We start from the raw sequence: 19,797 nt of genomic DNA, 5'->3' as shown, positions 1-19,797 counted from the left end.
TTGCCATTAACATGTTAATTCAATTAATTAGCATTAAAGCGCATCAAAGTTTTTACGCGTTTTTACGTCTTCCATGCTTTCCAGAATACGGTGGTAGTTGTCGAAACGTTCTTCGGCAATTTCGCCCCGGTCTACGGCGTCACGGATGGCACAGCCCGGATCGCTGCCGTGTTTGCAGTCGCGGAATTTGCAGTAGCCGAGGAAAGGACGGAATTCGACAAAGCCCTGGGTGATCTGCTCTGGCGCAAGGTGCCACAAACCAAATTCACGCACGCCCGGCGAGTCGATAACATCGCCGCCATGCTGGAAGTGATACAGACGCGCAGCGGTGGTGGTATGCTGGCCCAGGCCTGAGTTATCAGACACTTCGTTCACCAGAATTTGTTTTTCATCCGGTGGCAGAAGGGCGTTCAGCAGGCTCGATTTACCCACACCCGACTGACCCGCGAAAATACTGATGCGGTCGGTCAGCGCCTTTTCAAACTCCGGCATGCCTTCACCGGTCTGGCTCGATACTTCGAGTACGCGATAATTGATATTGCGGTAGATATCCATCATGCCCTGAACGAATTTACGACCTTTGTCGTCGAGCAGATCGATTTTGTTGAGCACAATCAGCGGCTCAACTTCAACGGTTTCACACGCCACCAGATAACGGTCAATAATATTGAGCGACAGTTCCGGCAGAATGGCGGAAACAATGACAATCTGGTCAATGTTCGCGGCGATGGGTTTTACGCCATCATAAAAATCAGGGCGTGTCAGAACGGACGTACGTTCGTGTACCGCCTCGACGATGCCTTTCACGCTGGTGTTTTCCCCGGCGCGCCATACAACGCGGTCACCGGTGACCAGAGAACGGATGGTACGGCGGATATTGCAACGGTGCTGGCTGCCGTCGGCCGCTTCAACGTCCGCATGCATCCCGAACCGGCTGATGACAACGCCGTCCTGCGGTTCGCCATGCAGAGAATCGTCCAGCTCTTTCCGTTTGTCGGTCTGTGTCAGACGACGCTGATGGTTAGTCTGAACGCGACGTTGTTGCCCTTTAGACAGTTTTGACTTAGTCACTGCGCCTCACTTAACTGGCTTTAATCGCTCGGTGCGACCAAAACGACTATGATACCAGCTATTTTATATTAAATGCCCGAATGACGGAGATCTCCGTCAACTCTCTACTTTGTAACAGGACACATCATGGCTGCAAATGACTCGAACTTAATTTGGATCGACCTGGAAATGACCGGTCTGGATCCTGAACGTGACCGTATTATTGAGATTGCCACGCTGGTGACCGACGCGCATCTGAATATTCTGGCAGAAGGCCCGGTCATGGCGGTGCATCAGTCTGACGCTCAGCTGGCGCTGATGGACGACTGGAATGTACGCACGCACACCGGCAGCGGTCTGGTTGAACGCGTAAAAGCCAGCCCGTTTGATGACAATGCGGCGCAGCAGAAAACCATCGAGTTCCTGCGTGAGTGGGTTCCGGCAGGTAAATCGCCGATTTGTGGCAACAGCGTCGGGCAGGACAGACGTTTCCTGTTTAAGTACATGCCGGAGCTGGAAGCGTATTTCCATTACCGCTATCTGGACGTCAGCACGCTTAAAGAACTGGCGCGTCGCTGGAAACCGGAAGTGCTGAGTGGCTTTAAGAAGCAGAATACCCATCAGGCGCTGGACGATATCCGTGAATCGGTCGCGGAACTGGCGTACTACCGCGAGCACTTTATTAGTCTTTAATCTCCGTCATCCTTCAGGCTGCAGATGCGTTGGCTGCACTCTCTCTCACCCGATTCACTGACCGATGTCAGCTCATCGGGATGAACGAGTTTGCCGCCTTCCTGCAACCCGAATGATTCAGGAGAATTTTTTAAAAATGTGTAAAAAGGCCTGTGGAACAGGAATTCACCGCGTTTCGCTGATTAATTCACCGGTTTGATGGTTTAATCGGCACTTGAACGAAAAATCCATTTTTTTGCTTTCAGGGGCTTGCGGCTAAAAGGATTTCTCGTATAATGCGCACCCCGTACCGATGAAGAATTTCGTTGAGTGCGCAGAGCGGGAATAGCTCAGTTGGTAGAGCACGACCTTGCCAAGGTCGGGGTCGCGAGTTCGAGTCTCGTTTCCCGCTCCAAATTTTTAAGTGGTTAGATTTAAAGATTTAAGACGTAAAAAATGCAGTGCCATGCGACGCGGGAATAGCTCAGTTGGTAGAGCACGACCTTGCCAAGGTCGGGGTCGCGAGTTCGAGTCTCGTTTCCCGCTCCAAAATTTCAAAGTCTGTACATCTTTTTTATGATGGCACAGCAAATGCCAGACCTCTCAATGCGGGAATAGCTCAGTTGGTAGAGCACGACCTTGCCAAGGTCGGGGTCGCGAGTTCGAGTCTCGTTTCCCGCTCCAATTTTCTTCTTCAGTACAAAATCATTTCTTTATGCCTTTCTGGTGCATATTTCATGCGCAAATGAAACAATCATTACATGCTTTGTATTATTTTCTTAAACAGACTTATCCACAGGTTTAGTCGATTTTTTGCACTGTCTGTTTTTTGCGCTTGCTATATTGCCAAAACATAACTTTCTGATTTATATCGAAATATATTTATAGCGAAACGTTATGAAGATCTCTTGCTCTTTTTTTTGCACTTGATTGGCAAAGCATTTTTATTTTTATGCACAGAAAATTATGCAATGCAGATTAGCGTCTTCAGGGAAATGTTATGCATCCCTTGGCAGGCCTTTTTCCACCGCGCGGATCAGCCGTTTCTGCTGCAGTGTTTGCACTTCGACACGATGTTCATTTCTTCTTTCTACCTGTTGCGCGATGGCCCAGCTGATATGTTCATCCAGAAGCGCATTTTCCCCTTCGCGAGAATGCAGTGAATCCATCACTTGCTGCGAGTAGGGCGCATTACCCAACGCCACCGCAATATTGCGCAGCCAGCGCAGATGTCCGATACGCCGTATCGGCGAACCTTCCGTAATGCGTAGAAACTTCTCTTCCGTCCAGCCAAACAAAGCAATCAGTTCCGGTGCATGGAGTGCGGCGCGCGGGCTAAAATCTTCTTCATCAGTCAGTTGCGAATAACGATTCCAGGGGCAGATCAGCTGACAGTCATCGCAGCCGTAGATGCGGTTGCCCATCAGCGGGCGGAATTCTTCCGGTATTGCCCCTTCCAGTTCGATAGTCAGATAGGAAATACAGCGGCGCGCGTCAACGGTATAAGGCGCGACGATGGCACCGGTCGGACAGGTAGTGATACAGGCCACGCATTTACCGCATTTTTCTTCCTGCGGCTGATCGACGGGCAGCGGCAAATCAATCAGCAGTTCGCCGAGAAAGAACCATGAACCGGATTCACGGTTAAGAATAAGTGAGTGTTTACCAATCCAGCCAAGACCGGCTTTTGCTGCCAGCGGGCGTTCCATCACCGGCGCAGAATCGACAAAAGGGCGGAAGGTGACAGTCTGACCGGCGTGTTCCGTGCAGTGTGCCTGGATCATATCGCCAAGTTTCTTCAGGCGCTGCCGCAAGACTTTGTGATAGTCGCGTCCCAGGGCATAACGGCTGACATAACCGAGCTGCGGGTCATTCAGGGTTTTAGCAAAGGCGGCTTTGGCGGGCAGATAGTTCATGCGCACGCTGATCACCCGCAGCGTGCCGGGCAGTAATTCATGCGGACGGGCACGTAACATGCCATGGCGCGCCATCCAGTCCATCTCGCCATGATATTGTTTATCAAGCCAGTCTTGCAGTTTGGGCTCTTCAACAGATAAGTCTGTATCGCAGATGCCAACCTGCTGGAAGCCTAGCGATTGGCCCCATTGCTTGATATGTTGAGCCAGTTGAACGAGATCGAGAGGGAGTGTCATGACGAACCAACGTGAAAAACGAAACGAGGCGAGTTTACCACATTCCGTGTTTTCTGCTGACTGGCTGCGAAAAGCTGAGCGTCAGGCGGCGCAGGAAACGGGGATTTCTCTGTTTACACTGATGCAACGTGCGGCGAAGGCCGCTTTTTTACTGGCGCAGAGTGAGTTTCCGCATACGCGCCACTGGCTGATTTTATGCGGTCACGGCAATAACGGCGGTGACGGTTTTGAAGTGGCACGTCTGGCGAAAAGCGCAGGCATACGCGTGACGCTGCTGGCGGTGAAAGGGTGCAAACCGCTGCCTGAAGAAGCAGAAACGGCGCGACAGGGCTGGCTGAAAAGTGGCGGAGTGATCAATTTTGCTGATTCTGCATGGCCGCAGGACGTGGATCTGATTATCGACGGTTTGCTCGGCACCGGTTTATCTTCTGCGCCGCGCGCACCTTACGACGGGCTGATTGACGCCATTAATTCGGCATCTTTGCCTGTGATCTCTCTGGATATTCCTTCGGGGCTTGATGCGCAAACCGGCCAGACAGCGGGAAAGGCAGTACACGCCACGCACACTGTCAGTTTCATCGCCCTGAAACCCGGTTTACTGACCGGACAGGCCCGCGATTACACCGGTAAATTACATTGTGATGCGCTTGGGCTGCAAAGCTGGCTGGGTGGACATCTGGCAACGTTACAACGGCTGGATGCGACGCAGTTAAGCACATGGTTGCCTCCGCGCCGGCCGTGCTCTCATAAAGGTGAGCATGGGCGTTTGCTGGTGGTGGGCGGCGATACCGGTTTTGCCGGTGCTATCCGTATGGCGTCGGAAGCCGCGCTGCGCACGGGTGCCGGGCTGGTGCGAGTACTCACTCACAAAGAGCACTCCGGTCCTTTACTGACGGCCAGACCTGAGCTGATGGTGCAGGAACTGACCGCAGAATCCCTCGATGAAGGGCTAAAATGGGCGGATGTATTAGTTATCGGCCCCGGTTTAGGCCAGAGGGAATGGGGTAAAAAGGCGGTAGAACGCGCAGCAGAGTGGGATAAACCAGCTTTATGGGACGCTGATGCGCTTAACCTGCTGGCAATCAATCCACGGAAACGGCAAAATCGCGTACTGACGCCTCATCCTGGCGAAGCGGCCCGTTTACTCGGCTGCAGCGTGAAGGAAATTGAAAGTGACCGCTTACTTTCGGCGCAGAAAATCACGGCACGTTATGGCGGTGTGGTGGTGCTTAAAGGTGCGGGTACGCTGATTGCCAGTGAGCATGGCGAGATGGCGGTGGCAGATGTCGGCAATGCCGGTATGGCATCCGGCGGCATGGGCGACGTGCTTTCTGGTATCATTGGCGGATTGCTGGCTCAGAAACTGAATAGTTATGATGCGGCCTGCGCGGGCTCCGTTGTTCATGGCGCTGCCGCAGATGAAATTGCCCACCGGCAGGGAACGCGCGGTATGCTGGCAACTGATCTTTTAGCGGTGATTGCCCCGTTAGTTAATCCAGACCTGAAGAAATAGATATCACTGAATGAATCAACTTAATATCTCTCTACCCGACGAAGCGGCAACGCTGCAACTAGGTGCTTCACTGGCGAAAGCCTGCGAAGGCTCAACGGTTATCCATCTTTATGGCGATCTGGGAGCCGGTAAAACAACCTTTAGCCGGGGATTTCTTCAGGCATTAGGGCATCAGGGCAATGTGAAAAGCCCGACCTATACGCTGGTTGAGCCGTACCAGCTGGAAAAAATCGCCGTCTATCACTTTGACTTATATCGCCTGGCTGATCCGGAAGAACTGGAATTTATGGGGATCCGCGATTATTTCGCCCAGGATGCCATTTGTCTGGTGGAATGGCCGCAGCAGGGCGCTGGCGTGTTACCCGAACCGGATATTGAACTGACGCTGGATTATTCCCAGACGGGGCGCACCGCGAAGCTGGTGGCGGTTTCTGAATCTGGCATAAATTTGCTGCATCGTGTTCAACAGCAAGGATGATCACGCGATGAACTCACGTTTTACCTCTCTGTTTACTTCGGCGGCGATGTCGTTATCGGCGCTGATGCTGTTTGCTGTGCTGGCGTCGCCGGTTTTTGCGGCGGGCATGAAAAACATCAATGTCTCCAACGGCCAGACGCAGTCGACAGTCACGATTACCTTTGACGGCTCACCGGATTACTCCTTTTTCCCGCTGCATAACCCTGAGCGCGTGGTCATGGATATCCGTCAGGACGGCGTGATGAAAGGCCTGCCGCTGAATTTCAACGGTCAGAATCTGGTGACGCGTGTGCGTGCCAGTACCCCGCCGAATGCGCAAAGCCAGCGTCTGGTGTTTGAGCTGAATCAGAAAGTCCGAACTAACGCGACGAAACAAAAAGACGGCAGCCAGTACACGGTGGTACTGACCATGAATGCCGCCGCGCCCGCACCACGCCGTGCTGCGCCGGTGGTGACCGCCACCAATACGCCTTCGCCAAATGCAGGCAGAATGGTCACGCCGTCGTCGAAATCTAATCCGTTTACCAACGATCAGACCAAAGTGGTTTCCACTTCCGTCGCCCCTGATAACTCGCGTTCCTCAACTGTCAGCACCAGCGACAGCAGAATCATTGTTGCGATTGATGCCGGTCACGGCGGGCAGGATCCCGGTGCCATCGGTGCGGGCGGTCTTAAAGAAAAGAACGTCACTATTGCCATCGCACGTAAATTGCAGGCAATTCTGAATGCTGATCCGATGTTCCAGCCGGTCTTAACCCGCGACGGTGATTACTTTATTTCCGTTATGGGTCGTTCCGACGTGGCGCGTAAGAAAAACGCCAATGTGCTGGTTTCCATTCACGCCGATGCTGCTCCAAGCCGCAGCGCACGTGGCGCCTCAGTCTGGGTGTTGTCGAACCGCCGCGCGAACAGCGAAATGGGTAACTGGCTTGAGCAGCACGAGAAGCAATCCGAGCTTCTCGGTGGTGCGGGTGATGTACTGGCGAATACCGCATCCGATCCGTATCTGAGTCAGGCCGTACTCGATTTGCAGTTCGGTCATTCTCAGCGTGTCGGTTATGACGTCGCGACCCGCGTTCTGCGTGAACTGCGTTCGGTCGGTTCATTGCATAAAGCGAAGCCGGAGCATGCCAGTTTAGGCGTATTACGTTCTCCGGATATTCCTTCCCTGCTGGTGGAAACCGGCTTTATCAGTAACTCAACTGAGGAGCGGCTGCTGGGCAGCAGTGCGTACCAGGATAAAATTGCGAGGGCCATTCACATCGGTCTGCGTAATTATTTCCAGTCGCATCCGATACAAAACGGCCCAAAGGTCGAAAACCGTCCGCTGCTGGCCTCATCAGCAGCGGCGGCAGACAGTAGCCCCAAAGCCAGTAATCAGCCGGGACCAATTGAAGTGACGGCCGGTGCAGCCGGTGCCACGCAGATCCATAAAGTGACCCGCGGCGAAACGCTGACCGGCATCGCGAACAGCTACGGCACGACGAATGCGGCGCTGCGTGATCTGAATAAACTGAAAAAAGACGGTGTCTGGGTCGGCCAGCGATTGAAAGTGCCTGCGGGCACCCGCACATCTTCAGGTACAACGGCAAAATCGTCAAAGAAACCGTCGAAACATACGGTGAAACGCGGTGATACGTTGTCAGCAATTGCGAGTAAATATGGTGTCAGTATGAATGACATCAAAACCGCAAATCATATGAAGTCTGGCGAGGTACAGCTCGGCCAAACCTTAACTATTCCACAGTCATAGGCGGTTCATCACCGTCAGCCACAGGAGCCGCTATGCCGATCAAGGTACTGCCGCCGCAACTTGCTAACCAGATAGCAGCGGGCGAAGTTGTCGAAAGGCCGGCTTCCGTGGTGAAAGAGCTGGTGGAAAACAGCCTTGATGCCGGCGCAACGCGAATCGATATTGATATCGATCGCGGCGGTGCCAAGCTTATCCGCATTCGCGACAATGGCTGCGGGATTGGCAAAGACGATCTCGCACTGGCGCTGGCGCGTCATGCGACCAGTAAAATCACCTGTCTTGACGATCTTGAAGCTATCCTGAGTCTGGGATTCCGCGGCGAAGCGCTGGCGAGTATCAGCTCGGTCTCGCGTCTTATCCTGACGTCGCGCACGGCTGAACAAAATGAAGCCTGGCAGGCTTACGCCGAAGGGCGCGACATGGCGGTGACGGTCAAACCGGCGGCGCATCCGCAGGGCTCGACCGTAGAAGTGCTGGATTTGTTCTACAACACGCCCGCCCGCCGTAAGTTCATGCGCACCGAGAAAACCGAATTTACCCATATTGATGAAGTTGTCCGCCGGATTGCACTGGCGCGCTTTGATGTTTCCGTCAATCTCAGCCACAACGGCAAGCTTATGCGCCAGTATCGCGCTGTTAAAGATCCTTCACAGTTCTCCCGCCGTCTTGCAAGTATTTGCAGCCCGACCTTTGTCGAACATGCGCTGGAAGTGGAATGGAGTCACGGTGATTTGGCGATCCGTGGCTGGGTGGCGGATCCTGCGGGTTCGCGCAACCTGACCGACATGCAATATTGTTATGTGAATAATCGTATGATGAAGGATCGTCTGATTAATCACGCGATCCGTCAGGCCTATCAGGATCAGCTGAAAGACGATCAGCAACCCGCGTATGTACTTTATCTGGATGTCGATCCGCATCAGGTGGATGTGAATGTGCATCCGGCAAAACATGAAGTGCGTTTCCACCAGTCGCGGCTGGTACATGATTTTATTTATCAGGCGGTGATGTCCGTATTGCAGCAGGCGGGGGCACCGGTTCTGGATGATCCACAGCTACAGGAAGACACGCCGCGCTGGCAGCAGGAAAACCGTCAGGCCGCAGGCGGAAATCATTTCTCGCAACCGGCGGAAAGAAAAACATCGCCAGCACGTGAAAACACTTTGTCTCGTGAAAACACTATGCCTCGTGAAAACACTTTGCCTCGTGAAAACAGTGCGTCGCGTGAAAATGTGTTTCCTGAAACAGCACGTGCCAGCCAGCCACGGGAACCGGCTTTTCGCAGCAATGAACCGGCTTACAATCCTTCGGAAAGCAAGGCTTACGGCCGTTTATTGCAGCTTGCGCCGGAGTCATTTTCTTTACAGGAATCCCCGCCGGTCGTGGCACAGCCCGCTAAGTCTGCCGCTTCTGCGGCTCGTACACTGGCTGAACCGGCGCTGGAATCGCACAGCCAGAGTTTCGGACGTGTGCTGACGGTTTGTTCGGCGGAATACGCGTTGCTTGAGCGCGGCAAACAACTGGTGCTGCTGTCGTTGCCGGTGGCCGATCGCTGGCTGAAATGGGCGCAGCTGACACCGCCGGAAGAAGGATTACGTCCGCAGCCGCTTTTGATTCCGCTAAAACTGAATGTGAGTAAGGATGAGGCCGCTGTCATGGCGCGGCATCAGGCGATATTACAACATTTTGGTTTAGAAATGCTCAATGAGTCGCATCGTGTGACGGTTCGCGCGGTACCTTTACCATTACGCCAACAAAATTTACAAAAGTTGATACCTGATCTGTTAGGTTACCTTGCTGTTCAGCAGGAGGTGACTTCTGATGCGGTAGCCATGTGGTTTGCCCGCCACTGTGGCTGCGAGCACGAGGTATGGACGATTTCACAAGCCATACAACTACTCACGGATGTTGAACGTCTTTGCCCGCACCTGGTGAAATCGCCTCCGTCCGGACTTCTGCAACCTCTTGATTTACAGCCCGCGCTGGCGGCTTTTAAGCATGACTGACTCTGAAAACAACGCACTTCCCCCGGCAATTTTTATTATGGGGCCGACCGCATCCGGTAAAACGGCACTGGCGATGTCACTGATGAACCATCTCCCCGTTGAGTTAGTCAGCGTGGACTCTGCTTTAATTTATCGCGGAATGGACATCGGCACAGCCAAACCAACGGCGGAAGAGCTGGCGCAGGCGCCGCACCGGCTGATCGACATTCTGGATCCGGCCGAGGCTTATTCCGCGGCAGACTTTCGTCGCGATGCATTACGCGAAATGGCTGAAATAACCTCACGCAATAAGATCCCGTTATTGGTAGGTGGGACTATGCTTTATTTCAAGGCATTGCTTGAAGGACTTTCCCCGCTGCCACCGGCTGATCCTGAGGTTCGCGAACGTATCGAAAAGCAGGCGGCAGAGCAGGGTTGGGAAGCACTTCATGACCAATTGCGCGAGATAGATCCGGTGGCGGCAATGCGAATTCATCCGAATGATCCGCAGAGACTGTCCAGAGCACTGGAAGTTTTTTTTATTTCGGGTAAAACTTTAACGGAACTGACTAAAATTTCGGGTGAAACATTGCCCTATCGTGTTCATCAGTTTGCGATTGCCCCGACCCGTCGTGAATTATTACATACGCGGATCGAGGAACGTTTTAGTCAGATGTTGTCCAATGGTTTTGAAGATGAAGTCAGAACGCTGATAGCTCGGGGCGATTTGCATACCGATTTGCCTTCTATTCGCTGTGTAGGCTATCGCCAGATGTGGTCATATTTGTCTGGTGAATTCGATTACGATGAAATGGTTTATCGTGGTGTTTGCGCGACACGACAGCTGGCCAAACGTCAGATGACCTGGTTGCGAGGTTGGGAGGGTGTCGAATGGCTCGATTCTGAGAAGCCAGAAGAGGCCTTAAACCGTGTAATTCAGGTTGTTAGTGCATAGGTTGGGTGATTGTGTACAATTGATGAGTACTCAGCGCGCAAATTTTTTATGTGATTTATTTTCGAGCCGATAGGCTCAAAGTTACAAACAACAAACTAATAAGGAAAAGATAGAATGGCTAAGGGGCAATCTTTGCAAGATCCGTTCCTGAACGCATTGCGTCGTGAACGTGTTCCGGTTTCTATTTACTTGGTGAATGGTATTAAGCTGCAAGGCCAGATTGAGTCTTTTGACCAGTTTGTCATTCTGTTAAAAAATACGGTAAGCCAGATGGTGTATAAACACGCTATCTCCACCGTAGTGCCTTCCCGCCCGGTGTCACACCATAGCAATAATCCAGGTTCGGGCAGCACCAACAATTATCACCAAGGTAGTACTCCATCTGCGCAACAGCCGCAGCAGGAAAACGATGACGCTGAATAAAGCGCAACGTTGGTCAACCACGAAGGGGTTCATAAGTATTCCGATTATGCTTATGTACCCCCGGCTGGCGAATTTTTCCCAAATGAGAGGTCGCAAGCTTGTTTGACCGTTATGAAGCCGGTGAGCAGGCCGTACTGGTTCATATCTATTTCTCGCAAGACAAAGACACGGAAGACCTGAGCGAATTTGAATCGCTGGTTTCTTCTGCAGGTGTAGAGGCGTTGCAAGTCGTCACCGGGAGCCGCAAGGCACCGCACCCAAAATACTTTGTCGGTGAAGGAAAGGCCCAAGAAATCGCAGATGCCGTCAAAGCAACGGGCGCCTCTGTCATCCTGTTTGATCACGCCTTGTCTCCCGGCCAGGAAAGAAACCTGGAAGCCTTATGCGAATGTCGCGTTGTCGACCGCACCGGATTGATATTAGATATTTTTGCCCAGCGGGCCCGAACACACGAAGGTAAGTTACAAGTAGAACTGGCGCAATTACGCCACATTGCTACCCGACTGGTTCGTGGCTGGACGCACCTTGAACGACAGGGCGGCGGTATTGGCGCACGTGGTCCGGGTGAAACCCAGCTCGAAACTGACCGCCGTTTACTGCGGGACAGAATCACCTTAATTCTTAGCCGTCTTGAAAAAGTGGCTAAACAGCGTGAACAAGGTCGCCGTTCACGCGTTCGTGCGGATATTCCGACGGTGTCTTTGGTTGGATATACCAACGCCGGGAAATCCACACTCTTTAACCGTATTACTCAGGCCGATGTTTATGTGGCCAATCAGTTGTTTGCTACGCTCGATCCTACGCTGCGCCGCATTATGGTGGCAGATGTCGGGGAAACAGTTTTGGCGGACACCGTAGGGTTTATTCGTCACCTGCCCCATGATTTGGTTGCGGCCTTTAAAGCAACGTTGCAGGAAACCCGACAGGCATCTCTGTTATTACATGTTATTGATGCAGCGGACATCCGTGTTCAGGAAAATATTGACGCGGTGAATACGGTGCTGGCAGAGATCGAAGCAGATGAAATTCCTGCGCTGTTAGTGATGAACAAAATAGATATGTTGGATGATTTTGTCCCGCGTATCGACCGCAACGAGGAGAATTTGCCTGTCAGAGTCTGGCTTTCAGCCGTGACAGGTGAAGGCATTCCGTTGCTTTTTCAGGCATTAACGGAGCGACTCTCTGGCGAAATCGCGCAGCATGAATTGTGCTTGCCGCCGGAAGCAGGCCGCCTTCGTAGCCGTTTTTACCAGCTTCAGGCAATTGAAAAAGAATGGATTGAAGAGGATGGCAGTATTGGTCTGATGGTGCGAATGCCCATCGTTGACTGGCGCCGCCTCTGCAAACAAGAGCAGGAACTGGAAAGCTATGTCCGCAACCAGAGTCTGTCTGATTTGTCCTGAAGAACACCAATCATAGAATAATGGAGCTATAACATGGCGTGGAATCAGCCCGGTAATAACGGACAGGACCGCGACCCCTGGGGCAGCAGCAATAATAATAGCGGCAACTCTGGTGGAAATTCTGGTGGAAATAATGACAACAAAGGCGGCCGCAATCAGGGGCCACCTGATCTGGATGATATCTTCCGTAAGCTCAGCAAAAAGCTGGGTGGTTTCGGTGGAAAAGGTTCAGGCAACAACGGCAGCAACAATAACGGTACACCAACCGGTTCCGGTCATGGAATGAGTGGCACCCGGATTGCCGGCATCGCGGTCGCAGCGGTGGTGGTTATCTGGGCTGCAACAGGTTTCTATACCATTAAAGAAGCCGAACGTGGCGTTGTGACCCGTTTTGGTAAGTTCAGCCATCTGGTTGAGCCGGGCCTGAACTGGAAACCGACCTTCATCGACCAGGTACGCGCAGTGAACGTAGAATCGGTACGTGAACTTGCTGCGTCTGGCGTGATGCTGACCTCCGATGAAAACGTGGTGCGCGTTGAAATGAACGTACAGTACCGCGTGACGGATCCTGAAGCTTACCTGTTCAGCGTCGCCAATCCTGACGACAGCCTGAGCCAGGCAACGGACAGCGCATTACGTGGCGTAATCGGCAAATATACGATGGATAAAATCCTGACTGAAGGCCGTACGACCGTGCGTAGCGATACCCAACGTGTACTGGAAGAAACCATTCGTCCGTACAAAATGGGGATCACTATTCAGGACGTCAACTTCCAGACCGCGCGTCCGCCGGAAGAAGTGAAAGCTTCTTTCGATAACGCGATCGCTGCCCGTGAAAGAGAGCAACAGTCTATTCGTGAAGCAGAAGCTTATGCGAACCAGATCCAGCCTCTGGCAAACGGTGAAGCACAACGCTTACTGGAAGACGCGAAAGCGTATAAAGACCGTACTGTTCTGGAAGCACAGGGTGAAGTTGCCCGTTTCTCCAAACTGTTACCTGAATATAAAGCCGCGCCGGAAATTACCCGCGAGCGTCTTTATATCGAAACCATGGAAAAAGTCCTCAGTCACACCCGTAAAGTTCTGGTGAGTGACAAAGGGAATAACCTGATGGTATTACCGCTGGATCAGATGCTGCGTGGCGGCAATGCAGCAGGCAATGACACCAGCAAAAATGATGAATCAGGTTTGTTGCCTTCCGTTCCGGGTTTAACCAGCAGTAATGGCAAAAGCAGTGCCGGTACCAGCAGTTCCCGTTCGTCTGGCAGTGTCATGGACCAGCGCCGTGCAAACGCACAGCGTGACGATACACTTCGCGTAGGGAGAGAATAACAATGCGTAAGTCATTTTTACTTATCGTCGTTGTGGTGCTGGTGGCGCTTTATGCCTCACTGTTTGTTGTTCAGGAAGGTCAGCGCGGGATCGTGCTGCGTTTCGGTAAAGTCCTGCGTGACAGCGATAATAAACCGCTGGTTTATGCACCGGGCCTGCATTTTAAAGTTCCTTTTGTGGAATCCATTAAAATGCTCGATGCGCGTATTCAGACCATGGACAACCAGGCTGACCGTTTCGTGACCAGCGAGAAGAAAGACTTAATCGTCGATTCTTACCTGAAATGGCGTATCAGTGATTTCAGCCGCTACTACCTGGCAACGGGCGGTGGTGATGTGTCTCAGGCAGAAATTCTGCTGAAACGTAAATTCAGTGACCGTCTGCGTTCTGAAATTGGTCGTCTTGATGTGAAAGACATTGTGACCGATTCCCGTGGACGTCTGACACTGGACGTACGTGATGCGCTGAACACTGGTAGCGTAGGTGATGAGCCTGAAGCGACCACAGAAGCTGATGATGCAATTGCCTCTGCGGCCAAACGTGTTGAGCAGGAAACCAAAGGCAAACAGCCTGCGGTGAACCCGAACAGCATGGCGGCACTGGGTATCGAAGTGGTGGACGTACGTCTGAAACAAATCAACTTGCCGGAAGAAGTGTCCAGCGCGATTTACGATCGTATGCGCGCTGAGCGTAATGCGGTGGCATTGCGTCACATTTCTCAGGGTAAAGAAGAGGCGACCAAGATTCAGGCAGCGGCGGATTACGAAAGAACCCGTACTGTGGCTGAAGCAGAACGTACAGCCCGTATCACCCGCGGTGAAGGTGATGCCGAAGCGGCGAAACTGTTTGCTGATGCATTCAGCCAGGATCCTGACTTCTACGCATTCATCCGTAGCCTGCGTGCTTACGAGGCCAGCTTCAAGAGCGGTAACGACGTCATGGTGTTGAGCCCTGACAGCGATTTCTTCCGCTTCATGAAGTCTCCTGACCAAAAGACCAAATAATTGCTGATGCAATTTCCAAAAGGCCCTTCAGGGGCCTTTTGTCTTTTCTGAAACCGGTATAATTTTCCGCAAAGGAAGCACTGAGACACTCAACATGAATTCGACAATTTGGCTGGCACTGGCGTTAGTTTTGGTTCTTGAAGGTCTGGGGCCGATGCTTTATCCAAAAACATGGAGAAAAATGATCCTCTCACTGGCGAATCTTCCTGACCACATTTTACGGCGTTTTGGCGGGGGACTTGTGGTGGCGGGCTTCGTTATTTACTACATGTTGCGTAGTCGTCTGGGTGGCTGAGGTTTTGTTACAACCCTGGTGTCACGTCTTGCTGCGACGCGTAGCACGCAATTAAAATTTTTCCCGCAAACGTGTGCTAAAAGTGCTGGAAAGCACAGAATGAGATGTTAGAATCCTTTTTTAAGCAACCTGGTGATTCTTGAGATGGGTAAGAACGTCGTCGTACTCGGCACTCAATGGGGTGATGAAGGGAAAGGCAAGGTCGTAGACCTGCTTACTGAACGGGCTAAATATGTTGTGCGCTATCAGGGCGGTCACAACGCCGGTCACACTCTGGTTATCAACGGTGAAAAAACCGTTCTTCATTTAATTCCTTCTGGCATTCTGCGTGAAAACGTGACCAGCATCATCGGCAACGGTGTTGTTCTGGCGCCTGACGCGTTGATGAAAGAAATGGGCGAACTTGAAGCTCGTGGCATCCCTGTACGCGAACGTCTGTTACTGTCTGAAGCTTGCCCGCTGATCCTGCCTTACCATGTCGCTCTCGACATGGCGCGCGAAAAAGCGCGTGGTGATAAAGCCATTGGCACTACCGGTCGTGGTATCGGCCCGGCTTATGAAGATAAAGTTGCCCGCCGCGGTCTGCGCGTCGGCGATCTCTTCAACAAAGAAACTTTCGCTATCAAGCTGAAAGAAATCATCGATTACCATAACTTCCAGCTGGTTAACTACTACAAAGTAGAAGCCGTTGATTTCCAGAAAACGTTGGATGATGTCATGGCTATCGCCGACATCCTGACGGCTATGGTTGTTGACGTCTCTGAGCTGCTGGATGGCGCGCGCAAGCGTGGCGACCTGATCATGTTCGAAGGCGCACAAGGTACGCTTCTGGACATCGACCACGGGACTTATCCGTACGTGACCTCTTCCAACACCACTGCTGGCGGCGTCGCTACCGGTTCAGGTATTGGCCCACGTTATGTTGATTATGTTCTGGGTATCGTCAAAGCCTACTCTACCCGCGTGGGTGCAGGTCCGTTCCCGACTGAACTGTTCGACGAAACTGGCGAGTTCCTGCGTAAGCAAGGTAACGAGTTCGGCGCGACCACTGGCCGTAGCCGTCGTTGTGGCTGGCTGGATATCGTGGCTGTACGTCGTTCTGTGCAGATCAACTCCCTGTCTGGTTTCTGTCTGACCAAGCTGGACGTGCTGGACGGTCTGAAAGAAGTGAAGCTGTGTGTCGGTTACCGTATGCCTGATGGCCGCGAAATGACTACCACTCCGCTGGCTGCTGAAGGCTGGGAAGGTATCGAGCCAATCTACGAAATCATGCCTGGCTGGACCGAAACCACTTTCGGCGTGAAAGAAGTAGAAAACCTGCCACAGGCAGCGTTGAACTACATCAAGCGTATTGAAGAGCTGACAGAAGTGCCGGTTGATATTATCTCGACTGGCCCGGATCGTAGCGAAACCATGATCCTGCGCGACCCGTTTGACGCATAACAGCCTGAGCTGATTGCGTAAAACGTCATGACCGGGCAAAACTGCCCGGTTTATTTTTTTCTGAATCCCTTCTCTTGTTTACTTTCCATAAACCATCCACTATCTAAATGATTAGCTGCAAAGTTCGCGGCTGGTTTATCATCAAAGTGTCATAATAAACAATCATCTTCACCCTGTTGGCATTGCTGACGTGGAAAGACCGGGTAATAGCTACCCAGAGGTATGTGTGCAGTTAACGAGTTTTACTGATTATGGTTTAAGAGCGTTGATTTATATGGCTTCGTTGCCGGACGATCAGATGACCAACATTTCGCAGGTCACCGAGGTTTACGGTGTATCGCGTAACCACATGGTGAAAATCATTAATCAGTTGAGCCGTGCTGGCCTGGTGACTGCCGTTCGCGGAAAGAACGGAGGGATCAAACTGGGCAAGCCCGCAGAGACCATTCGCATTGGCGACGTGGTGCGCGAACTGGAACCTCTTTCGCTGGTCAATTGCGCCAGCGACTTTTGTCATATCACGCCTGCATGCCGGCTAAAACAAGTCCTGCACACTGCTGTAGAACATTTTCTTGATGAGCTGAATCAGTACACTCTGGCCGATATGGTTAAAGACAACTCAACGCTCTACAAATTATTGCTTGTTGAATGAAAGACTCTCAACAAACTGCTGATGACAACGGAGGAACCGCTATGTCACAAGATCCATTCCTGGAACGAGAAGCAGAGAAATACGAATCACCTATTCCCAGCCGTGAATTCATTCTGGAACACCTCGCGAAACGTGAAACCCCAGCCAGCCGGGAAGAAATCGGTAACGAACTGAATCTGTCCGGAGAAGAAGCGCTGGAAGCCCTGCGCCGTCGTCTGCGCGCGATGGAACGTGATGGCCAGTTAGTCTTCACCCGCCGCCAGTGCTACGCGCTGCCGGAGCGTCTGGACTTGCTGAAAGGCACGGTTATCGGCCATCGCGATGGTTATGGTTTCCTGCGTCTTGAAGGCGTGAAGAAAGACGATGTCTATCTTTCTGCTGAACAAATGAAAATGTGCATCCACGGTGACGTGGTACTGGCACAGCCGGTCGGCACCGATCGTAAGGGCCGCCGTGAAGCGCGCATCGTGCGTGTTCTGGTGCCGAAAACCAGCCAGATCGTTGGCCGTTACTTCACCGATGCCGGTGCGGGTTTCGTGGTGCCTGATGACAGCCGTCTGAGCTTTGACATCCTGATCCCGGCCGATGCCATTAACGGCGCGCGCATGGGCTACATGGTCGTTGTTGAACTGACTCAGCGTCCGACGCGCCGCACGAAAGCCGTCGGTAAAATTGTTGAAGTTCTCGGCGATAAAATGGGTACCAGCATGGCGGTGGACATCGCGCTGCGCACCCATGAAATCCCGCACGTCTGGCCGCCACAGGTTCTGAAACAGGTCGAAGACCTGAGCGAACAGGTGCCGGAAGAAGCGAAAAAAGGCCGTGTCGATTTACGCAGCCTGCCCCTGGTCACCATTGATGGTGAGGATGCACGCGACTTCGATGATGCCGTGTACTGCGAGAAAAAACGCGGTGGTGGCTGGCGCCTGTGGGTCGCCATTGCCGACGTCAGTTATTACGTCCGTCACGGCACTGCGCTGGATGATGAAGCACGCAGCCGTGCAACGTCAGTTTACTTCCCGTCGCAGGTTGTCCCAATGCTGCCTGAAGTGCTGTCCAATGGCTTGTGTTCCCTGAACCCGCAGGTAGACCGCCTGTGTATGGTCTGTGAGATGACTATCTCCGCGCAGGGCAAACTGACCAGCTCTAAATTCTACGAAGCGGTGATGAGCTCCCACGCGCGTCTGACGTACAACAAAGTCTGGCGCATCATCGAAGGCGATCCGGAACTGCGCGAGCAGTATTCGCCGCTGGTTAAGCATTTGCTTGAACTGCACACCATGTACAAAGTGCTGGATCAGGCGCGCGCCGAACGTGGCGGTATCGCGTTCGAAACCGAAGAAGCTAAATTTATCTTCAATGCCGAGCGCCGTATCGAACGTGTCGAACCGACCGTGCGTAACGACGCTCACAAACTGATTGAAGAGTGCATGATCCTGGCGAACATCGCTGCGGCGCGTTTTGTTGAAAAACATAACGAACCGGCGCTGTTCCGCGTGCATGACCGTCCAAGCGATGACCATATCTCTGCGCTGAAAAGCGTGCTGGGTGAACTGGGTCTGGTGATGGGCGGCGGCATGAAACCTGAGCCAAAAGATTACGCTCAGATTATGGATGAACTGGCCGATCGTCCTGACCGCGAAATGCTGCAAACTATGCTGCTGCGTTCGATGAAACAGGCGATTTACGATCCGGAAAACCGCGGCCACTTTGGTCTGGCGTTACAGTCTTACGGTCACTTTACCTCACCAATCCGCCGCTATCCGGATCTGGCGTTGCACCGTGCGATCAAGTACCTGCTGGCGAAAGAGCACGGCACGCTGAAAGATCGCTGGACGCCAACCGGTGGCTGGCACAGTGATTACGAAGACATGTTGCAGTTAGGCGAGCATTGTTCGATGGCAGAACGCCGTGCGGACGAAGCTACCCGTAACGTCGCTGACTGGCTGAAGTGCGACTTCATGCAGGATCACGTGGGTGAAGTCTTCACCGGCATCATCGCCAGCGTGACCGGCTTCGGCTTCTTCGTGCGCCTCAACGATCTGTTCATCGACGGGCTGGTGCATGTGTCCTCGCTCGACAACGATTATTACCGTTACGATAACATCGGCCAGCGTCTGGTCGGCGAGTCTTCCGGTGCGGTCTACCGCCTCGGCGATACCGTCGAAATCCGCGTTGAAGCCGTGCATATGGACGAGCGTAAAATCGATTTCGCGCTGGTTTCCAGCACCCGCAAAGCGCGTGGTGAAGGTAAAACCGCACGTGATCGCGCAAAAAAAGGCGGCGAGCGTACAATGCGTTCCGCAGCGCCGGCCAACGCCGGCCGTCGTCGCACCGGTAAGAAAAACGTGAACTTTGAGCCGGACAGCGCCTTCCGCAAAGATGACGCGAAACCCGCCAAGCCGAAGAAAGAGAAAGCGGTAAGCGCGGTCGGTAAAGACGGCAAGCCGAAGAAAGCTAAAAAGCCTTCTGATAAAACAGCAAAAATTGCTGCGGCCACCAGAGCCAAACGCGCGAAGAAAAAGTCAGCAGAAAGCTAAGTCAGACGGGCTGGTATTCTACCCGAAAGCATTCAGGTTGCAGGAAGGCGGCAAACGAAGGAATCCCGATGAGCTTACTCAGGTAAGTGATTCGGGTGACTGAGTGCCGCCAACGCATCTGCAGCATGAATGATGAAGGGTATGAT

At 52.7% G+C, this 19,797-nt stretch carries 16 protein-coding genes and 3 tRNA genes; 17 read left to right on the top strand and 2 right to left on the bottom strand.

The features are described from left to right. Positions 1-33 precede the first annotated feature (33 nt). Positions 34-1,071, bottom strand: a complete 1,038-nt coding sequence (gene rsgA / locus J1778_RS13965; RefSeq protein WP_217173665.1) for a small ribosomal subunit biogenesis GTPase RsgA — start codon at positions 1,069-1,071, stop codon at positions 34-36. A 126-nt stretch (positions 1,072-1,197) separates the two neighbouring features. Here rsgA and orn point away from each other — a divergent pair, with 126 nt between their 5' ends. From orn to J1778_RS13945, 4 genes are all read left to right on the top strand, one after another. Beyond that, on the top strand, positions 1,198-1,743 hold the full coding sequence (gene orn / locus J1778_RS13960) for an oligoribonuclease (RefSeq protein WP_217173664.1): 546 nt from the start codon (positions 1,198-1,200) through the stop codon (positions 1,741-1,743). A gap of 318 nt (positions 1,744-2,061) precedes the next feature. Next, positions 2,062-2,137: transfer RNA gene (locus J1778_RS13955), tRNA-Gly, on the top strand. 58 nt (positions 2,138-2,195) lie between these two features. Next, positions 2,196-2,271, top strand: a tRNA-Gly gene (locus J1778_RS13950). Between the two features lie 59 nt (positions 2,272-2,330). Continuing rightward, positions 2,331-2,406, top strand: a tRNA-Gly gene (locus J1778_RS13945). Between the two features lie 314 nt (positions 2,407-2,720). Here J1778_RS13945 and queG read toward each other — a convergent pair. Beyond that, the gene (gene queG / locus J1778_RS13940) at positions 2,721-3,875 is read right to left on the bottom strand and encodes a tRNA epoxyqueuosine(34) reductase QueG (RefSeq protein ID WP_217173663.1); all 1,155 of its coding nucleotides are present in this window, start codon (positions 3,873-3,875) and stop codon (positions 2,721-2,723) included. On the opposite strand from queG, the gene nnr reads away from it, so the two are divergent. From nnr to rnr, 13 genes are all read left to right on the top strand, one after another. Continuing rightward, positions 3,874-5,388 (top strand): bifunctional ADP-dependent NAD(P)H-hydrate dehydratase/NAD(P)H-hydrate epimerase, encoded by a 1,515-nt coding sequence (gene nnr / locus J1778_RS13935; RefSeq protein WP_217173662.1) that lies wholly within the window; start codon positions 3,874-3,876, stop codon positions 5,386-5,388. The genes queG and nnr overlap by 2 nt on opposite strands. A 10-nt stretch (positions 5,389-5,398) precedes the next feature. Further along, a complete protein-coding gene (gene tsaE, locus J1778_RS13930) occupies positions 5,399-5,866 on the top strand; it encodes a tRNA (adenosine(37)-N6)-threonylcarbamoyltransferase complex ATPase subunit type 1 TsaE (RefSeq protein ID WP_112286833.1) in 468 nt (155 codons plus the stop codon). 7 nt (positions 5,867-5,873) lie between these two features. Beyond that, the gene (amiB, locus tag J1778_RS13925) at positions 5,874-7,619 is read left to right on the top strand and encodes an N-acetylmuramoyl-L-alanine amidase AmiB (protein ID WP_217173661.1); all 1,746 of its coding nucleotides are present in this window, start codon (positions 5,874-5,876) and stop codon (positions 7,617-7,619) included. Between the two features lie 32 nt (positions 7,620-7,651). Then, positions 7,652-9,625: a DNA mismatch repair endonuclease MutL gene (gene mutL, locus J1778_RS13920; RefSeq protein ID WP_217173660.1), complete on the top strand. Its 1,974-nt coding sequence runs from the start codon at positions 7,652-7,654 to the stop codon at positions 9,623-9,625. Beyond that, entirely contained in the window at positions 9,618-10,559 is a 942-nt protein-coding gene (gene miaA, locus J1778_RS13915; RefSeq protein ID WP_217173659.1) for a tRNA (adenosine(37)-N6)-dimethylallyltransferase MiaA, read from the top strand. The genes mutL and miaA overlap by 8 nt, the downstream gene beginning before the upstream one ends. A 114-nt stretch (positions 10,560-10,673) precedes the next feature. After that, on the top strand, positions 10,674-10,982 hold the full coding sequence (hfq, locus tag J1778_RS13910) for an RNA chaperone Hfq (RefSeq protein WP_013573763.1): 309 nt from the start codon (positions 10,674-10,676) through the stop codon (positions 10,980-10,982). A 98-nt stretch (positions 10,983-11,080) separates the two neighbouring features. Next, on the top strand, positions 11,081-12,385 hold the full coding sequence (gene hflX / locus J1778_RS13905; protein WP_217173658.1) for a ribosome rescue GTPase HflX: 1,305 nt from the start codon (positions 11,081-11,083) through the stop codon (positions 12,383-12,385). A gap of 33 nt (positions 12,386-12,418) precedes the next feature. Continuing rightward, a complete protein-coding gene (hflK, locus tag J1778_RS13900; protein ID WP_217173657.1) occupies positions 12,419-13,717 on the top strand; it encodes an FtsH protease activity modulator HflK in 1,299 nt (432 codons plus the stop codon). Between the two features lie 2 nt (positions 13,718-13,719). Then, on the top strand, positions 13,720-14,721 hold the full coding sequence (hflC, locus tag J1778_RS13895; RefSeq protein ID WP_217173656.1) for a protease modulator HflC: 1,002 nt from the start codon (positions 13,720-13,722) through the stop codon (positions 14,719-14,721). Positions 14,722-14,815: 94 nt separating this feature from the next. Next, positions 14,816-15,016, top strand: a complete 201-nt coding sequence (locus J1778_RS13890) for a DUF2065 domain-containing protein (RefSeq protein ID WP_120162421.1) — start codon at positions 14,816-14,818, stop codon at positions 15,014-15,016. 144 nt (positions 15,017-15,160) lie between these two features. Continuing rightward, positions 15,161-16,459, top strand: coding sequence for an adenylosuccinate synthase (locus J1778_RS13885; RefSeq protein WP_112286826.1), 1,299 nt, complete (start codon positions 15,161-15,163; stop codon positions 16,457-16,459). A 226-nt stretch (positions 16,460-16,685) separates the two neighbouring features. Beyond that, positions 16,686-17,111: a nitric oxide-sensing transcriptional repressor NsrR gene (nsrR, locus tag J1778_RS13880; protein WP_013573769.1), complete on the top strand. Its 426-nt coding sequence runs from the start codon at positions 16,686-16,688 to the stop codon at positions 17,109-17,111. Positions 17,112-17,152: 41 nt separating this feature from the next. Beyond that, a complete protein-coding gene (gene rnr, locus J1778_RS13875; RefSeq protein ID WP_217173655.1) occupies positions 17,153-19,651 on the top strand; it encodes a ribonuclease R in 2,499 nt (832 codons plus the stop codon). Positions 19,652-19,797 lie beyond the last annotated feature (146 nt).

Origin of the sequence: Rahnella bonaserana, from assembly GCF_019049675.1 — a bacterium.
Classification (GTDB): domain Bacteria; phylum Pseudomonadota; class Gammaproteobacteria; order Enterobacterales; family Enterobacteriaceae; genus Rahnella; species Rahnella bonaserana.
Note: the sequence above shows the minus strand (reverse complement) of the source record. Positions and strands in the feature narration are given on the sequence as shown.

What these genes read in the sequence shown, in the direction of transcription:
- orn (WP_217173664.1), top strand. Translation starts at nt 1,198, where the DNA reads ATGGCTGCAAATGACTCGAACTTAATTTGGATCGACCTGGAAATGACC.
- nnr (WP_217173662.1), top strand. Translation starts at nt 3,874, where the DNA reads ATGACGAACCAACGTGAAAAACGAAACGAGGCGAGTTTACCACATTCC.
- queG (WP_217173663.1), bottom strand. Translation starts at nt 3,875, where the DNA reads ATGACACTCCCTCTCGATCTCGTTCAACTGGCTCAACATATCAAGCAA.
- tsaE (WP_112286833.1), top strand. Translation starts at nt 5,399, where the DNA reads ATGAATCAACTTAATATCTCTCTACCCGACGAAGCGGCAACGCTGCAA.
- amiB (WP_217173661.1), top strand. Translation starts at nt 5,874, where the DNA reads ATGAACTCACGTTTTACCTCTCTGTTTACTTCGGCGGCGATGTCGTTA.
- mutL (WP_217173660.1), top strand. Translation starts at nt 7,652, where the DNA reads ATGCCGATCAAGGTACTGCCGCCGCAACTTGCTAACCAGATAGCAGCG.
- miaA (WP_217173659.1), top strand. Translation starts at nt 9,618, where the DNA reads ATGACTGACTCTGAAAACAACGCACTTCCCCCGGCAATTTTTATTATG.
- hfq (WP_013573763.1), top strand. Translation starts at nt 10,674, where the DNA reads ATGGCTAAGGGGCAATCTTTGCAAGATCCGTTCCTGAACGCATTGCGT.
- hflK (WP_217173657.1), top strand. Translation starts at nt 12,419, where the DNA reads ATGGCGTGGAATCAGCCCGGTAATAACGGACAGGACCGCGACCCCTGG.
- hflC (WP_217173656.1), top strand. Translation starts at nt 13,720, where the DNA reads ATGCGTAAGTCATTTTTACTTATCGTCGTTGTGGTGCTGGTGGCGCTT.
- J1778_RS13890 (WP_120162421.1), top strand. Translation starts at nt 14,816, where the DNA reads ATGAATTCGACAATTTGGCTGGCACTGGCGTTAGTTTTGGTTCTTGAA.
- J1778_RS13885 (WP_112286826.1), top strand. Translation starts at nt 15,161, where the DNA reads ATGGGTAAGAACGTCGTCGTACTCGGCACTCAATGGGGTGATGAAGGG.
- rnr (WP_217173655.1), top strand. Translation starts at nt 17,153, where the DNA reads ATGTCACAAGATCCATTCCTGGAACGAGAAGCAGAGAAATACGAATCA.